Raw genomic sequence first — 15,549 nt, 5'->3', positions numbered from 1 at the left:
TCATCTATCATGTCAAAAATAGTCTTTTCATCTATATGTCGGCTATATAACTGAAAATTGTAACCACCACAGCAAAAAAGAGCCTGTACAGGCTCTTTGATGACGTACCTATGGAAGTCGCGCCAATATAATCGACGCTCCTACCTTTACTTTCAGGATACTGCTTGGCAGTTTTTACCGCCTTTATTTTTTTCGCGTTCTTTTGCTTGGCAAGCAGAGCATACACCTTGAAAATCAAGCCGGTGATCGGTAACGGTAAAGCCGTATTCACGCTCTACCCGTTTTTCCAGCGCCAGCAGCCAGTCATCCATAATCTCTTCCACATTGCCGCAGCGTGTGCAGATCAGATGATGGTGTAAATGAGGGCTATTGGCTGCACGCAGATCGAAACGAGCGGCACCATCTCCAAAATTGACCTTCTGTACGATTTGCAGTTCATTAAGCAAATCGAGTACCCGGTAGACGGTGGCCATACCGATCTCCGGGAATCTCTCCTTTACGAGTAAAAAGACTTCTTCTGCGCTCAAATGGTCTTTTTGGTGTTCCAGTAATACCCGGATTGTCGTCTCGCGCTGTGGCGTCAGTTTATAACCTTTGGATTTCAAACGTTCCTTAATCCGGTCGATCTGTTCCGTCAGCATCATCATGTTATTCACACCTTCCGGTTTATTTTGCACAGTCCGTCCAATGATTGATTGTGTATTCACCATATTCGTCATTTCATTGTTTCTATTTACGATAGGTCATTGTACCGGCAAGTACACTACCGTTCTGACGTATCGGTCATGTCTGACAATTATACTATAAATGAAGATGGGCATCTGTATATTCACGCACAGGGCGTAAGGCTGTGTTTATTCTAAGTGTTCATGATCAGATTTATACTTAGAATAATTATAAGTCTATAATACCCAAAGTATCATCTGTTTGTAAATAGGCATATGGAACGTTGCCATATGATTTCTCTTATAAAGAAGAAAAATAATCGTTCTCCTGCAAAAGTTTCGTTTTTAAGACGTCATTTTTTTAATACAGATGCAAGGAATTCACTTTACAAATCGTGATTTACACTATTCATTCTTCTTCCATATTATCGTACAGACGTTACAAGCAATTCCGGCTATGTTTAATTCATCCTTCCATACAATGGTCGTCCCTTCAAAAAACTCCCAATTACTCTCCTCTTCCCGGCATCTAACATGCTATCCTTTACATTTCACTTTTAGTTAATATAAATGTTAATAATTAATATTATTATTGACTGATAAATGATTGTGTGATACATTCGGAATGTAAAAACTGTATATCCCTAACAAGCCTTGATCTTCAGTCATCCATTATTGCATGAGGTTAAATGAAAGGATGAACGACATGTCGCAATCCAGTATCAAAGCCAACATGATTATTGACAAATCTTTTCGCATTGCCGAAGTAGACAAACGGATTTATGGCTCGTTTATTGAACATCTCGGTCGCGCTGTATATGGGGGCATTTATGATCCTTCTCATCCGCAGGCAGACGAGCATGGCTACCGTGACGATGTAAAACAAATGATCCGCGAGCTTCAGGTGCCGATCATTCGTTATCCGGGTGGCAATTTTGTATCCGGTTACAAATGGGAGGATGGCGTCGGACCGGTGGAATCGCGTCCGAAACGTATGGAACTCGCATGGAGAACGATAGAACCAAATGAAGTCGGAACGAATGAATTTGCCAGATGGGCAAAAGAGATCGGCTCTGACGTTATGATGGCAGTCAATCTCGGAACACGCGGTATTGATGCAGCTCGCAACCTGCTCGAATATTGCAATCATCCCGGCGGTACATATTACAGCGATCTGCGCAAGCAGCACGGTTACTCCGATCCGCATAACATCAAAACATGGTGTCTGGGCAATGAAATGGACGGTCCTTGGCAAATCGGACATAAAAACGCAGAAGATTACGGCAAACTCGCACTGGAAACAGCCAAAGCGATGCGCCAAGTTGATTCTTCTATCGAACTTGTCGCCTGCGGCAGTTCCAACACCGGTATGGCAACATTCCCACAATGGGAAGCGACTACACTGGATTACACGTATGATGAAGTCGATTACATCTCCTTGCACCAATATTATGGCAATCAAGATAATGATCCTGCCAACTATTTGGCACGCTCGGTCGATATGGATCATTTCATCCACACTGTTATCTCGACCTGCGACTATATCAAAGCGAAAAAGCGCAGCAAAAAAACGATGTATCTGAGCTTTGATGAATGGAATGTCTGGTATCACTCCAACGAAGCGGATAGCAAAATGGACCCTTGGAGCATTGCACCACCGCAGCTGGAAGACATTTATAACTTTGAAGATGCGCTGTTGGTTGGCAGTATGCTGCTTACTTTCCTCCGTCGTGCGGATCGTGTCAAAATGGCATGTCTCGCCCAGCTGGTCAACGTCATCGCACCGATTATGACCGAAACTGGCGGACGTTCGTGGAGACAGACGATTTTCTATCCTTATATGCATGCTTCCGTTTATGGACGCGGTGTATCGCTCAAACCTGTAATCAATTCTCCGGCATACGATGCCAAGGATTATACGGATGTGCCTTACTTAGACAGCGCGGTTGTGCATGATGAAGAGAACGATTATCTGACGATCTTTGCTGTCAATCGTCATCTGACCGATGCGCTTGATGTCACGATTGATGTACGTTCCTTTGAAGGCTATACGGTCGAAGAATATCTCGTACTAGAAAATGATGATCTGAAAGCGGTCAATACGGCTGATGAAGAAAAAGTCAAACCGCATAACCGTGGTCAATCTACATTGGACGATGGTATCCTGACAGCCCGTCTGCCAAAAGCATCGTGGAATGTGATTCGTTTGCGTAAAGCCTAATCCTTTCAGATCAGTTATGTATGCGTTATCATTATCTTTTTTTCCTGATCTTGCTTATTTAGATTGATTTATCCTATTGCAATGAATGATCTATCGTACGGAATGATTCACCAATTATGAGGAGGTCGTTTTATGTTTCGCAAAAAAAGTGCTTTTATCATTCTGGCCTCACTGCTGCTGTTCTCACTAGCACTAGCTGGTTGTGGCGGCACCAGAGGAAGCTCCGATCCGAATCAGCTTACCTTTATGTTCCGCGGCGGACCAGATGAGCAAAAAGCGTATACCGCTGTCGTTGAGCAATTCAAAAAGGATAACCCTGGTGTAAGCGTAAAAGTTATTCAAACAAACCCCGATCAGTACGCTGCCAAGCTGCAAGCTGCGATCACAGGTAACAGCAGCATTCCGGACGTATTTTTCTACAATCCAGCTGACCTGAAAGCATATGTGAACAACAATATTCTGCTTGATATTACACAGTATATCGAGAACAAAGACAATGTGGATCTTGCTAACATGTGGCCAGACGGCGTAAACATGTACCGTTATGATGGCACTGAAGTCGGCAAAGGCGCAATCTATGGTCTGCCAAAAGATCTGGGTCCCTTCGCACTCGGCTACAACAAAACAATGTTCGAAGCTGCGGGAATCCCTATACCTGACAAAGACAAACCGTATACATGGGATCAGTTTATCAAAGTCAACCAACAGCTGACTAAGGATACTGATGGTGACGGCAAACTCGATCAATTCGGTACTGGTCTGAACGCACAATGGACATTGCAACCATTCGTATGGAGCAACGGTGCAGACTGGTTGGATAACACACATACGAAGGTAACAATCGACGATCCAAAATTCGTTGAAGCATTGCAATTCTTCGCTGATATGCAAAACAAATACAAAATTACACCAGCGATTGAACAAGCCCAAACACTCGATACGTACCAACGTTGGATGAGAGGCGAGCTGGCTTTCTTCCCGGTAGCACCTTGGGATCTGAGCACATTCAAACGTGAATTGAAATTCGACTATGACATTATTCCATTCCCTGCCGGTTCCACTGGCAAAACCGCTTCATGGGTGGGAAGTCTCGGTATCGGCGTTTCTAACAAAACGACCAAGCCTGAGCTGGCTGCCAAATTGGTAACGTACCTGTCCGCTTCACCAGAAGGACAAAAATCACTCGTCGATTCAGGCGTACAAATTCCGAACTTGCAAGACATGGCAAAAGAATGGGCATCCAACACATCCGAACCGCCTGCAAACAAAGAAGAATACCTGCAAATCGTCAACGAGTACGGCAGACCACTGCCAGGACAGTACACGTACAACGCAGAATGGTATGACCTGTTCTTCACCGACCTGCAACCTGTACTGGACGGCAAAGTAACTGCTGCCGATTACGTGAAACAAGAACAACCAAAAATGCAGGCATTGCTGGATCAAGCAGTTGCCGCAGAAACCAAAGCCAAAGAAGCTAAGGCAAAAGCAAGCAAGTAATAATTTCCATCGGTCATGCCGTGCGTGCGCAGCTTCCATCATGCAGGCATGACCGTCTTTTCCTTTCCGTCATTTGAAGTGACACATCATCCGCAACTATGTTGTGCAAGGAGTGCACATGACGTTAGTTTTCGGCAAAACAGGTTATGACAACATACTTAGAGCAAGGCGGAAAGCTAACCTCATTTGTATTCCGCTACGGTGACTCATGAGGAAATAATATTTCAGAATAGTAGAGGTGAAATTGATGAAAGCGACTTCTGATCTGTTTCAGGAAGGCAGCAAAACTCGTGTGATGAAAAAAGGCTCTAGTCTATACCGCAAAGAAAAAATTTACGGCTATCTGTTTATCCTCCCGCCTGTCATTGGTTTCTTGCTGTTCACGCTGTATCCGGCACTGTATTCGATTTATGGTTCGTTTACCGACTGGAACGGATTGGGTCAAATGAACTTTATCGGTCTGGACAACTATAAAGTATTGTTTACCGACAACTTCTTCTATACATCCATGTACAATACATTTTTCCTGATGATCGGAATTCCGATCGGGCTGCTGCTCTCTCTGCTGCTTGCACTTGGTTTAAATCGCAAAATTCCGGGGACAACGGCTTTCCGCGTGATTTATTATGTACCAGTTATCTCTTCACTCGCTGCTATCTCCATCCTGTGGCAATGGGCTTACAACGGTGACTACGGTCTGGTCAATCAATTCCTTGAGCTGTTCGGCATCAAAGGCCCTAACTGGCTTGCCAACACATCGACCGTAAAACCAGCGATTATCCTGATGACAATCTGGAAAGGTCTTGGTTACTCCATGCTGCTGTATTTGGCAGCACTGCAAAGTGTATCGCGTTCGTACTATGAAGCTGCCGAACTGGATGGTGCTAGCGGATTCAGTATGTTCCGTCATATCACCTGGCCTATGGTACGTCCGGTTACGTTCTTCCTCGTCGTGACTAACATCATCGGCGGATCGCAAATCTTTACTGAAATCAACATCATGACACCAACCGGTGGACCAGAATACTCCTCCGCAACGGTCGTATTCTATATCTGGCAAAAAGCATTTGAAAATCTGCAAATGGGCTACGCTTCCGCAATGGCGGTTGTACTCGGACTATTTATTTTCATCGTTACGCTGGTACAGTTCAAAATGAACGAAAGCTCTTCCTTTGATGTGGATTGATTGGAAGTGTATAGATACAAGGCTACTGGCATAAACAACACAAGCATGGATTGAGAAGGAGTGTGTACACATGGTATACAGCAAACAGCATAAAATAACCAATGTTATCATCTTTATCGCGTTATGCCTCGGTGCCGTCTTTATGATTTTGCCGCTGCTGTGGATGATCTCCACCTCGCTCAAGGATCGCGAAGCTGTCTTCGCCCTACCGCCACAGTGGATCCCGGAAACATTCAATTTCGTTAAATATGCGGAAATCTGGACAGCTGGACCACTGATGAACGGGATTATCAACAGTCTGATCGTTGCTGTCAGTGTGACCGTGGTCGGTACGCTGACATCCAGTTTGGCGGCGTTCTCGTTTGCCAAACTGCGTTTTCCTTACAAAAATCATATCTTCCTGATGCTGCTGTCCGCGATGATGATTCCGTATCCAGCAGTTATGATCTCGCAGTTTATTATGTTCTCGCAATGGACATGGGTAGATACGCTGCTGCCGCTGATCGTACCGGGATTGTTCGGAAATATCATCATGATCTTCTTCCTGCGTCAATATTTGTACAGCATTCCCAATGCGATCATTGAAGCCGCCAAAATCGACGGTACGTCTTACTTCGGTATCTATGCACGCATTATCGTGCCGCTGATCAAACCAGCGATTGCTGCCCAATTGATCCTCTGGTTTATGGGAATCTCTGGATGATGATTATTTGCCGCCGATTCTGTATTTGAACTCGCCAGAAATTCAAACCTTGCAGCTCGTTATCGCTAACTTTAACGCCAGCTATGCGATTCAAAGTGACTATCCGCTGATCATGGCGGCATCTGTTGTATCGTTGCTGCCGATTCTGATCATCTTCCTGATCTTCCAGCGTCAAATTATCGAATCGGTTGCGATTTCTGGAGTGAAAGGATGAGTATTTTGTTTCCTTCTGCTCCACCATCATACAAGCTGTATGATCAATCGATTCTGGATGATGAATCCCGTTGGAATATTAACAACGCCCATGATCCGGGCATTTTAAAAACAAAAGACGGATATTATATTTATTCGACCGATGTGCGAGTTGGCGGTGAATTAACACCGGGCGTGATGGTACGTCGCTCTCAGGATCTGATTCACTGGGAATGGGTTGGTTATGCGCTGCCTGGTATTCCAGAAATCGCCGCTGAATGGGCACAATCTGTCAATCTATGGGCGCCAGATGTCGTGCAGGTCGGCGATCTGTATCGGATGTATTACTCGGCTTCTACGTTTGGCAGTACTCGCTCTATGATCGGATTGATGGAAAGTGATTCACCGGAAGGTCCGTGGATCGACCGTGGTTCTGTCATTCGTACGGAGCCAGGCGATGGTCCCAATGCGATCGACGCTCAAGTGTTGCGTGATGCTGATGGTCAGCAATGGATGGTATACGGCTCCTTCTTCGGCGGCATTCATATTTTGCCGCTGGATGAACAGACGGGTAAGCCGTCTGTAGAGGGATTCGGTACGCTGCTGGCACGACGTGACAAACAAACGGTGGATGGTGCGGTTGAAGGGCCGTATATTGTGTATCATCCAGAGTTTAAGCAGTATTATTTGTTTGTATCGTATGACTCGTTGTTCAAGGATTACAATGTACGCGTGGCACGGGCTGACAATATTGACGGGCCTTATATCGATCAGCATGGGCGAGTGATGAGTGATCTGGATTATCGTCCGCAGCACGATATTGGACGCAAAATCGTTGGCGGCTATCGTTTTAGCGAAGGCGAAGGCTGGATTGCACCGGGGCATAACTCCGTGCTGTGCGATGGAGATGATTATTACATTGTGCATCATGCACGCGGTGAACAGGACAAAAGCTGGCCGTATCTGCATATCCGCAAGATGTTATGGACAGAAGACGGTTGGCCTGTCGTTTCCCCAGAGCGATATACTGGCGAGCAGGAACAGGATTTTGATGCAACAGCCTTGATTGGTCATTGGGAATGGATTACCTTTGACCCACAACAATCGGATCTGGCACAAGCTGTTCCTTTTACTCTGAACGGTGATGGAACCGTCTCTGCTGGCGAGCGATACGGTACATGGATTCTCGACAATGCACGTACACTGGTATTGGAATGGAACAGTGCACAGGCAGCTGCTCAAGACGGGCAAGCAGGCTTTGTACCGATCGGACATACAATATTGAAGCTATTGCCCTCTTGGGATTGGGAACGAGAATGTACGACCATTACAGGCACCGGATATGACGATAACGGATATGCGGTCTGGGCAAAGCAACAATACAATACCAAATAGATATGCACAAAAGGGGCTGAACGTCATTCGTTCGCCCCTCTTGCCTTATCTTATCGGCTACTGATTGCACTCTGTACTGGTGTATACATGATAGAATGTAAGCGCCACCGAATATGCCGATTATGATAGTATTTATGTTGCTTGCGGTTGTGCTATGATGGTTATGGTTGAGGTTGTTCTTCGGCTTGTTGCAGCGATTGACGCACGATTTTGTCGTAATACAGTCGGAATACAATATCCTGATTATAGTTACCAAAGCCGCGTCCAAACAACGTCAATCCACCTACATGCTCCGAAGTCGTCTCAACGGCGATCTTCAGACTCCACTGGCGATCACGCACATTCACTTGATCCAGATTGACCTCGGAGATCTTGATGCCATCCATATAAGTCCCTTCACGGGTCACTTGTAGATGCTTGAGCAGACCGTACTGGTTGACGATATCCGGCCACCATGGCGGATTGTATTTCCCGCGCTTGTCTCCATAATCGCCGGGACTGGTCCATGTACCCAGCTTGACTTCATTCAGATAGAAGGTGATATCCGACGGAAACCGATTATCGGTAAGCGGCGCTTCCGAAGCGATTTCCAGTGAAATAAGTAGCTCCAGCGGATTCTCGGTCGATAATAGGAAATTCGGGATTTTATACTCAATAAATCCTTCGCTGAACCAGAGAATTTTTGCCTGAAACCGTTCCGCATCAAAGAAGTAACGCGTATCGTCTACCTGACCGATAAAATTGTCGGTTGAAGCCAGTCCGCACGTTGGTTCCACTTGAAGATCGGTATAATGCCCGATCGAGATTTCGCTTTCATGATATTGACGCAAATGCTCGACCTTGTTAGGGAAAATAATATTCGCTTCTTCTACCTGTAGCATACACACTTTTTGCACGCCGCCTTTGCCAGGCTGCATATTGGTTGAAATGATTGCCGCTTTTTCCAGCTTTTTGACGTGCATGGATACGATGGCGCTCGTTAATCCTACCGCTTCCGCCAATTCGCGGATATTCATTGGACGTTCGGCAAGCAGTTGAATGATTTTGTGGCGTACACTGCTGGCTAGGGCTTCATACACAGGCAATGATTTTTCTGAAATGTCCAGATTCATACTCAAGCTCCTCCGTTGGCAAGTGTGTAACATTTATATTTATCTTATCACTATATCCTTATGTTAATAAAAATACAAACGTTTCTGCTCGAAATTCTCAAATCTTATATTCAACTACCGTTCTGTTCCTTTCCATCCCTGTCTAATCAACGCTTTATCTACTAAAGGAGGATTATTCCAATGGTTAATATGAATGTGAACACAAACGAAACAAATGTCATCATCAGTCGTCATATCCACGGTCAATTCGCTGAACATCTAGGACGCTGTATTTATGAAGGACTATGGGTTGGCAAAGACTCTCCTATTCCAAATACGGACGGTATTCGCAACGACGTTTTGGAAGCGCTTCAAAATTTACATATTCCGGTGCTACGTTGGCCGGGCGGTTGTTTTGCGGATGAATATCATTGGAAAGATGGCGTAGGTCCACTGGAAGAACGCGCACGCATGGTAAACAGCCATTGGGGCGGTGTTGAGGAAAATAACCATTTCGGTACGCATGAATTCCTGCGACTGTGTGAACTGCTGGATACAGAGCCATACATTAGCGGCAACGTAGGCAGCGGTACTGTGCACGAAATGCAGCAATGGGTTGAATATATGACGCAGGACGGTACGTCCCCGATGGCAGATTGGCGCCGCCGTAACGGTCGCGATGAACCATGGAAGATCACCTACTTTGGCGTCGGCAACGAAAACTGGGGCTGCGGCGGCAATATGCGCCCGGAATATTACGCTGATCTGTATCGTCATTATTCCACCTATGTACGGAACTATGGCGACAACCAAATTTATAAAATCGCCTGCGGTCCCAACGTCGACGATTACAAATGGACTGAAGTGCTGATGCGTGAAGCGGCTCAGCATATGAACGGGCTAAGTCTGCACTATTATACATTGCCAAGTGGCGAATTTTTCCCAGTCAAAGGCCCTTCCACTGGCTTCAACGAAACCGAATGGTTCCGTACGCTGAAAAACACGTTATTCATGGAAGAATTAATCATCAAACATTCCAAAATTATGGACAAATACGATCCAGATAAAAAGGTCGGTCTTATCATCGACGAGTGGGGGATCTGGACGGATGTGGAGCCAGGCACCAATCCGGGATTCCTATATCAGCAAAATACGATCCGTGATGCACTGATTGCTGGCGTCAATCTCCATTTATTTTACAAATACGCTGACCGTATCAAAATGGCAAATATCGCTCAAATGGTTAATGTGCTGCAATCCATGGTGCTAACCGAAGGCGATCGTATGCTACTCACGCCAACGTATCATGTATTCAATCTGTATCAGGTGCATCAGGATAGCGAACGACTGGATCTGCAATTCGATAGCCCATCATACGAATTCGGCGCACAATCCATTCCCAAAATCAGTGCGGCTGCTTCGCGTGATACGCACGGTCATATTCATATCACCGTCTGCAACCTGAGCCATAACGAATCAGAAGCATTTCAATGCCAACTGGATGGCGCTGGCTCCTACACTGCTACAGCACAAGTGATTGCTGGTGATGCACTGGATGCACACAATACGTTTGACCAACCGGATCGTGTTGCTCCGCAATCGCTTGAAGTAACGTTGTCGGCAGAAGGTATACTGAGCTTTGAGCTACCGGCGGCTTCGGTCGCTGCGATCACTCTGTCGCAAGCTTGATGTTATCTTGTAAGATGGGGTTCATTTTAACCTATTCTGCTATTCAGAGGAGGTCTAGCAAGCATTGAACTCACAACCTGCTCCCTCTCATCATGATCCATTTCGTCATCCTTCTTCACCGCCTGTGGATGCTGGCTGTAAAGGCTGTAACCGCAGCCCCCAGCTGTCTCAGGAAAAAATTGAGCAGTTGGTAGCCATCGCTATGCAAGGCAAGCAGGAACATGAACTAGCAAATCCTGCTCTACAACAGGAACGTTTTAACACCTGTATGTCTTGCCCTTCCCTGCAATTCGGTACCACCTGCAAACATTGTGGTTGTCTGGTGCATATTCGCACGCGGCTAGTAGCTAGTCGTTGTCCGTCGCCCTATGGTGCACAGTGGGTATAATCACCAGAATGATCAATCACGATTGATAGATATGTATATTCTCCAATAGGGTGAGCATCCTGCAACCGTGTAGTGTATAATCGTTACGAGTTATGATTGCATAACAGCACTATGTTAACAACACTCATCAATTACGCGCCCGGCAAGCTGTAACAGGTCTGCCGATATTATGGAGGGTATTCATGTCAGCACATCAATTGGAACAATTGTACAAGGAACATACATTGCAGGAAGATACACTGATCGATATTGTACATCAATGCTCAGTCGTACCCTTGTTGTACGATGAAGGCGGTCAGTTGAAGCTGGAAGATTTCCACGAGCAGCTAGAGCAACCGTTACACGGTGAAATTGCCGAAGCCGCAGATGCGCTGTATACCGTCGTGATCCAAGCCTTTGCATTGCATCAGGCAGCGGAAGATTACGAGCGCTTGCAGGATGCTATCAGCTTGCAGGAAGATCTATATATGACTGGTGTATTATCGCTGACCGATTGGATCGACTGGTTGCAACGAGCAGCGGAAGGTACTCAGCAACTACCGGAAGTTGATTTTCACAGCTTGTTTGAAGATCTGCCGGAAGGATATATGGTGCAAGATTTCCACGACGATCTGACGTTCATTTTGCAACAGCCAGAGCATGATAAATACTCCGAAGCTGTACATCAGCAAACGCTGTTGTATACTCAACTCGGCGTAAAATAAAGATAGGCTTCACCATGCAAAAGACAACTTTGATTGTATGGAATATGTCCTCTTCGAATACGGAGAAATAAAAGACCCTTCAGGCATAGGCAAGCTGCTATATAGCAGCTGCCTGACATCCTGAAGGGTCTTTTTAGTTCATTTCAGTTATTGTACGTATGATCATTTGGGTTTGTTGATTTTCACCAGTGCGTTCACCGTTCTTTTCACAGTCGGGTCGGCAACGGAAGTGAGTTGAATTTGCAGACGAGCAATACGGTAATCGGTATACGGATATTTGATCAGCGTACCATTGTTATCTACGTATTTCACGTCACTGCTAGACAAGATTTTGTACTCTACGCGACCGTCTTGCGGCAGGTTCAGTACTGGTTGACCCAATACATTGTTGCCATCCAGAATGTAGTTAAACGCTCTGGCAGCTGTATTGATGCGGTCTTTTTCTGTACCGTCTACGCGGTAAGAAGCATAGGCGCGTTTGAGTGTGCTTTGTTTAACATTGCCGCTGGAGTCGATGTTGTACGCAACGAGTTCCAGTTTGTACACGCCTTTGCCCAGTACTTTGTAAACAGGCTTACCTGTATCGTCCTGACCGATATAGACGTTATCTACATTGCTGAACTGGTAATGCCCTGGTGCGAATACTGGATACCCTTGTTCCGTTGGCGTTTGTACCGCTTGTGCCAGAGTTCCTACATATTCGTCTTCCAGATTGTATGCATACAGTTCCAATACGTTTGTATCACTAGTCAGCAAGCGGAAACCTACATTCGTAGAATCCTGTTTGCCGTTCAGCGTAATCTTCGGCTGGCTAACAGTTACTTCTTGCAAACCAAGTCCGCTATCTGGATCGTTTTTGCCAACATGAGCGACGAATGGCAGATGCAGTGTCGGATAACCGGCAGCTGTCAGTACAACTTCACCTTCGTATGCTCCTTCTGCTGCGGTAGATGCTGCTTGTACCGACAATGAGAATTGTGATGCATTGCCTGCGCTCGCTGTTACAGAACCGTCAGCATTTACCCCTTTGAGGGAAGCGGTGAGTTTACTTACATCCGGCGTAGCTGTTGGTGCGTACGGATCGGAAGTAACATTCGCATGCAGCTTCACGCTCGCTTTGTACGTAACGGACGAACCGGACGTATTTTTCAATTGCAGTGTTTTATCTACCGCATCGCCACCAGCTGTCAATACGCCAAAGGCTGCGGATGGATTGTAGTTCGTTACTTTTGTTTTATTCCAGTTTTTGTCCAGAATTGTGATATCTTCGACCGTTTGCAATACTGCTGGTGTATAAACGGCAGAGCCTACATTGGCGCGACCTGCACCTTGAGAATATACATCATACTGTGTACCACTTGGATCGGACAGATTATCCGCCGTGTTGGCAAGTGCCGCACGAATATCAAATGGTGTCCAGTTTGGATGTTCTTGCTTCAGCAACACAGCCATACCAGCTACGTGCGGAGACGCCATACTTGTTCCGTTTTCACGCTCATACGCTTGTGCGTACGAAGCATCTTTGATGTATTTGCCATAAGCCGGGATTGAGGAGCGGATACCGACACCTGGTGCAGATACATCTGGCTTGATACCGAGCAATCCATCCTGGTTCGGACCACGGGAACTAAAGTCTGCCATGTAGTCGCCCGGTACTTCTGTTTTCGGATAGCTGCTGCCAAAAGCAAAGGAAACTTCGCCATTGTTGCTGCTCAGCGCTTTGCGTGCCAGTGCGCGTCCTTCTTTACCAGCCAGATCGAATGTTGGCACATAGTCGAAACCTTCGCCGATAAAGGCAGTGGAACCGATATGACCATCACGACCGGAGATGCTTTCCGACAGATCAGCTTCAGTGGCATTGCTTGCTTTGGCATTACCGTTGAAAATGATGATCGCTTTGGCACCATGTTTGTGTGCATTTGCCATTTTTTCGACGAATGGCAAGTTACCACGCGATACGAGTACTACTTTATCTTTTACATCTTTGCCATCATAGTCTGCTTCTGCACCCAGACCGACATATACGCCATCCAGTGCTTTCGTACCCAGAATGGAAGCAAAGTCTTCTTTGGCTACTTGCCAGCCCATCACGTTCAGACCATAACTCTGTGCATCATCGTACACATTTTGGCTAACGGTTGGACCGTTGCCATCCAGATAGTTCACGCTGGAAGCTTCGGAAGCCGCCGCTGCCTTCGTGCTGCCATATACAGAAGCTGTTACGCTAGCTGTATAGAGAGAATACGGAGTAGACGATGCACCAACCGAGATGGCGAGCTGTGCACTCGCTGGTGAACCCATCGAGTAGTAGTAATATCCAGCTGTCGCTGCGTTACCGTTCGCTACTACCGCAGTTACACCGCTCAATACAGCATTGTTGATCGCTACGGAATCCGGAGAATTTACATTTTTCTCGGAATCGGAACCGAGTGACAAGTTGATTACGTCCATGCCGTCTTTGACTGCATGCTCGATACCATCAATTACCTGTGCGGAAGAACCGGACGCACGATTGGTTTGTGGGTTACGGGACAATACGCGGTAAGCATACAGGTCTGCTCCGTACGCCACCCCTTTTTGTACGATATCACTGGTTGTATTGGCAGCACGACCGACAATGGTACCAGATACGTGTGTACCGTGCGATGTGCCGGAGAAGCCAGTACCGTACGGATCTTCTTCTACCGACAATGGACGATCTTCATACGGATCTTTGTCCTTGTCTACGGAATCATAACCGCCTTTGTAAGCGTCTTTCAGATCGGGGTGGTAATAATCGACACCAGTATCAATAACACCGACTTTGACACCTTTACCCGTCAAGCCTTTTGCCCATGCGGTCTGCGCACCGATCAGGGACAACGGGGAAGCATCATATGTAGCTTGCGTTGCCGTCAGCGATGGAGGGTCCTGTACAGGAATCGTGTAATACGTGCTGTTCTCATAAATGGATTTGACTCCATCCAGCTCCGCCAATTGTGGAATCTGATTGGCTGGAATTGTGATCTCCATCCCATTCAGTACCGTGTTGTAACGATAATTGACGTGCAGATTGATTCCTTTGGCTACTGCACGGCTCACGAGATCCGTCTGCTGATTGTTGACCGTACTTTCTGTAGATTCAGCGGCAAGCGACTGTAATCCAAGCTGGGACGCATATTCACCAACAGCAGCTGGCTGTGTAGTCAGCTGAACAATAACGCGAATATTCGCTTTGCTGCCGGTATTGATATTCGGAGAGATGACATGTTCTTGGCTACTGCTGTTAAGACCAATCAGATGGTCAGGCAGTGTCTTCTGCTCCAGTATGTATGGCGATTCGGCAGTTCCTAACGTTGCAGCATGTGCAGCTCCCGGCGTCCAGATCGTTCCGGCAGCAAGCAGCGCTGCCATCGAAACTGTGGACAGCCTGCGTAAAACATGGAATTTCGTCAAATTACGTCCCTCATTTCGTGTAGTGTAATAAGATGTTGTCTGTGCAGCATACCCCTGCAATATTCCAGATTATTGCTATGTTAGCTTTATTGACCTCCTTCTTCAAAGTTTCCTTCATATTAGGAAGATTTTGTTACGTAGCATTATATTATCATCTGAATTGACCACTGGCTAGATATTTTATCCATGAATAGATATTTTTTGCGTTACTTATAATCTGCAAGTAATATTTTATTAATCCGCACAAAAAAATCCGCCTAACCGCCCTTTTTTTGCCCTCTTATCGTTCCAATGACATAACAAAAAAGCATTCAGCTTTCTGCATGTTTATTAATGCAGCCGCCAAATGCTCTAGCAAAAATGAGGTTGGAATCGTGCCA

General features: G+C 46.1%; 10 protein-coding genes and 1 pseudogene. 8 read left to right on the top strand and 3 right to left on the bottom strand.

Annotated features, from left to right (window positions below):
- Positions 1-152: 152 nt before the first annotated feature.
- Positions 153-638 carry a Fur family transcriptional regulator gene (locus ACE3MZ_RS05995; RefSeq protein WP_411346715.1) on the bottom strand — a complete coding sequence of 162 codons (486 nt, stop codon included), beginning with the start codon at positions 636-638 and terminating at the stop codon, positions 153-155.
- A gap of 733 nt (positions 639-1,371) precedes the next feature.
- Here ACE3MZ_RS05995 and ACE3MZ_RS05990 point away from each other — a divergent pair.
- The 5 genes and pseudogenes from ACE3MZ_RS05990 to ACE3MZ_RS05970 all read left to right on the top strand — a co-directional run bounded on the left by ACE3MZ_RS05990 (position 1,372) and on the right by ACE3MZ_RS05970 (position 7,862).
- The gene (locus tag ACE3MZ_RS05990; RefSeq protein ID WP_411345557.1) at positions 1,372-2,886 is read left to right on the top strand and encodes an alpha-N-arabinofuranosidase; all 1,515 of its coding nucleotides are present in this window, start codon (positions 1,372-1,374) and stop codon (positions 2,884-2,886) included.
- 132 nt (positions 2,887-3,018) lie between these two features.
- Positions 3,019-4,386 (top strand): ABC transporter substrate-binding protein, encoded by a 1,368-nt coding sequence (locus ACE3MZ_RS05985; RefSeq protein WP_411345556.1) that lies wholly within the window; start codon positions 3,019-3,021, stop codon positions 4,384-4,386.
- Positions 4,387-4,633: 247 nt separating this feature from the next.
- Positions 4,634-5,572 carry a carbohydrate ABC transporter permease gene (locus ACE3MZ_RS05980; protein WP_411345555.1) on the top strand — a complete coding sequence of 313 codons (939 nt, stop codon included), beginning with the start codon at positions 4,634-4,636 and terminating at the stop codon, positions 5,570-5,572.
- Between the two features lie 70 nt (positions 5,573-5,642).
- Positions 5,643-6,489 (top strand): annotated as a pseudogene (locus tag ACE3MZ_RS05975) (carbohydrate ABC transporter permease).
- Positions 6,486-7,862 (top strand): arabinan endo-1,5-alpha-L-arabinosidase, encoded by a 1,377-nt coding sequence (locus ACE3MZ_RS05970; RefSeq protein WP_411345554.1) that lies wholly within the window; start codon positions 6,486-6,488, stop codon positions 7,860-7,862. Before ACE3MZ_RS05975 ends, ACE3MZ_RS05970 begins: the two are co-directional and overlap by 4 nt.
- 161 nt (positions 7,863-8,023) lie before the next feature.
- On the opposite strand, the gene ACE3MZ_RS05965 is transcribed toward ACE3MZ_RS05970, so the two are convergent.
- A complete protein-coding gene (locus tag ACE3MZ_RS05965) occupies positions 8,024-8,974 on the bottom strand; it encodes an ArsR/SmtB family transcription factor (RefSeq protein WP_411345553.1) in 951 nt (316 codons plus the stop codon).
- Positions 8,975-9,154: 180 nt separating this feature from the next.
- Here ACE3MZ_RS05965 and ACE3MZ_RS05960 point away from each other — a divergent pair, with 180 nt between their 5' ends.
- The 3 genes from ACE3MZ_RS05960 to ACE3MZ_RS05950 all read left to right on the top strand — a co-directional run bounded on the left by ACE3MZ_RS05960 (position 9,155) and on the right by ACE3MZ_RS05950 (position 11,734).
- Positions 9,155-10,642 carry an alpha-N-arabinofuranosidase gene (locus ACE3MZ_RS05960; RefSeq protein WP_411345552.1) on the top strand — a complete coding sequence of 496 codons (1,488 nt, stop codon included), beginning with the start codon at positions 9,155-9,157 and terminating at the stop codon, positions 10,640-10,642.
- A 64-nt stretch (positions 10,643-10,706) separates the two neighbouring features.
- Complete coding sequence (locus ACE3MZ_RS05955; RefSeq protein WP_411345551.1) at positions 10,707-11,030, top strand: DUF6171 family protein; 324 nt, start codon at positions 10,707-10,709, stop codon at positions 11,028-11,030.
- A gap of 182 nt (positions 11,031-11,212) precedes the next feature.
- A complete protein-coding gene (locus tag ACE3MZ_RS05950; RefSeq protein WP_411345550.1) occupies positions 11,213-11,734 on the top strand; it encodes a hypothetical protein in 522 nt (173 codons plus the stop codon).
- A 162-nt stretch (positions 11,735-11,896) separates the two neighbouring features.
- On the opposite strand, the gene ACE3MZ_RS05945 is transcribed toward ACE3MZ_RS05950, so the two are convergent.
- Entirely contained in the window at positions 11,897-15,169 is a 3,273-nt protein-coding gene (locus ACE3MZ_RS05945) for a S8 family serine peptidase (protein ID WP_411345549.1), read from the bottom strand.
- Between the last annotated feature and the right edge of the window lie 380 nt (positions 15,170-15,549).

Origin of the sequence: Paenibacillus sp. WLX1005 (assembly GCF_046603685.1) — a bacterium.
In the GTDB taxonomy this organism is placed as follows: domain Bacteria; phylum Bacillota; class Bacilli; order Paenibacillales; family Paenibacillaceae; genus Saccharibacillus.
This window is presented reverse-complemented; position numbering and strand designations above follow the sequence as displayed.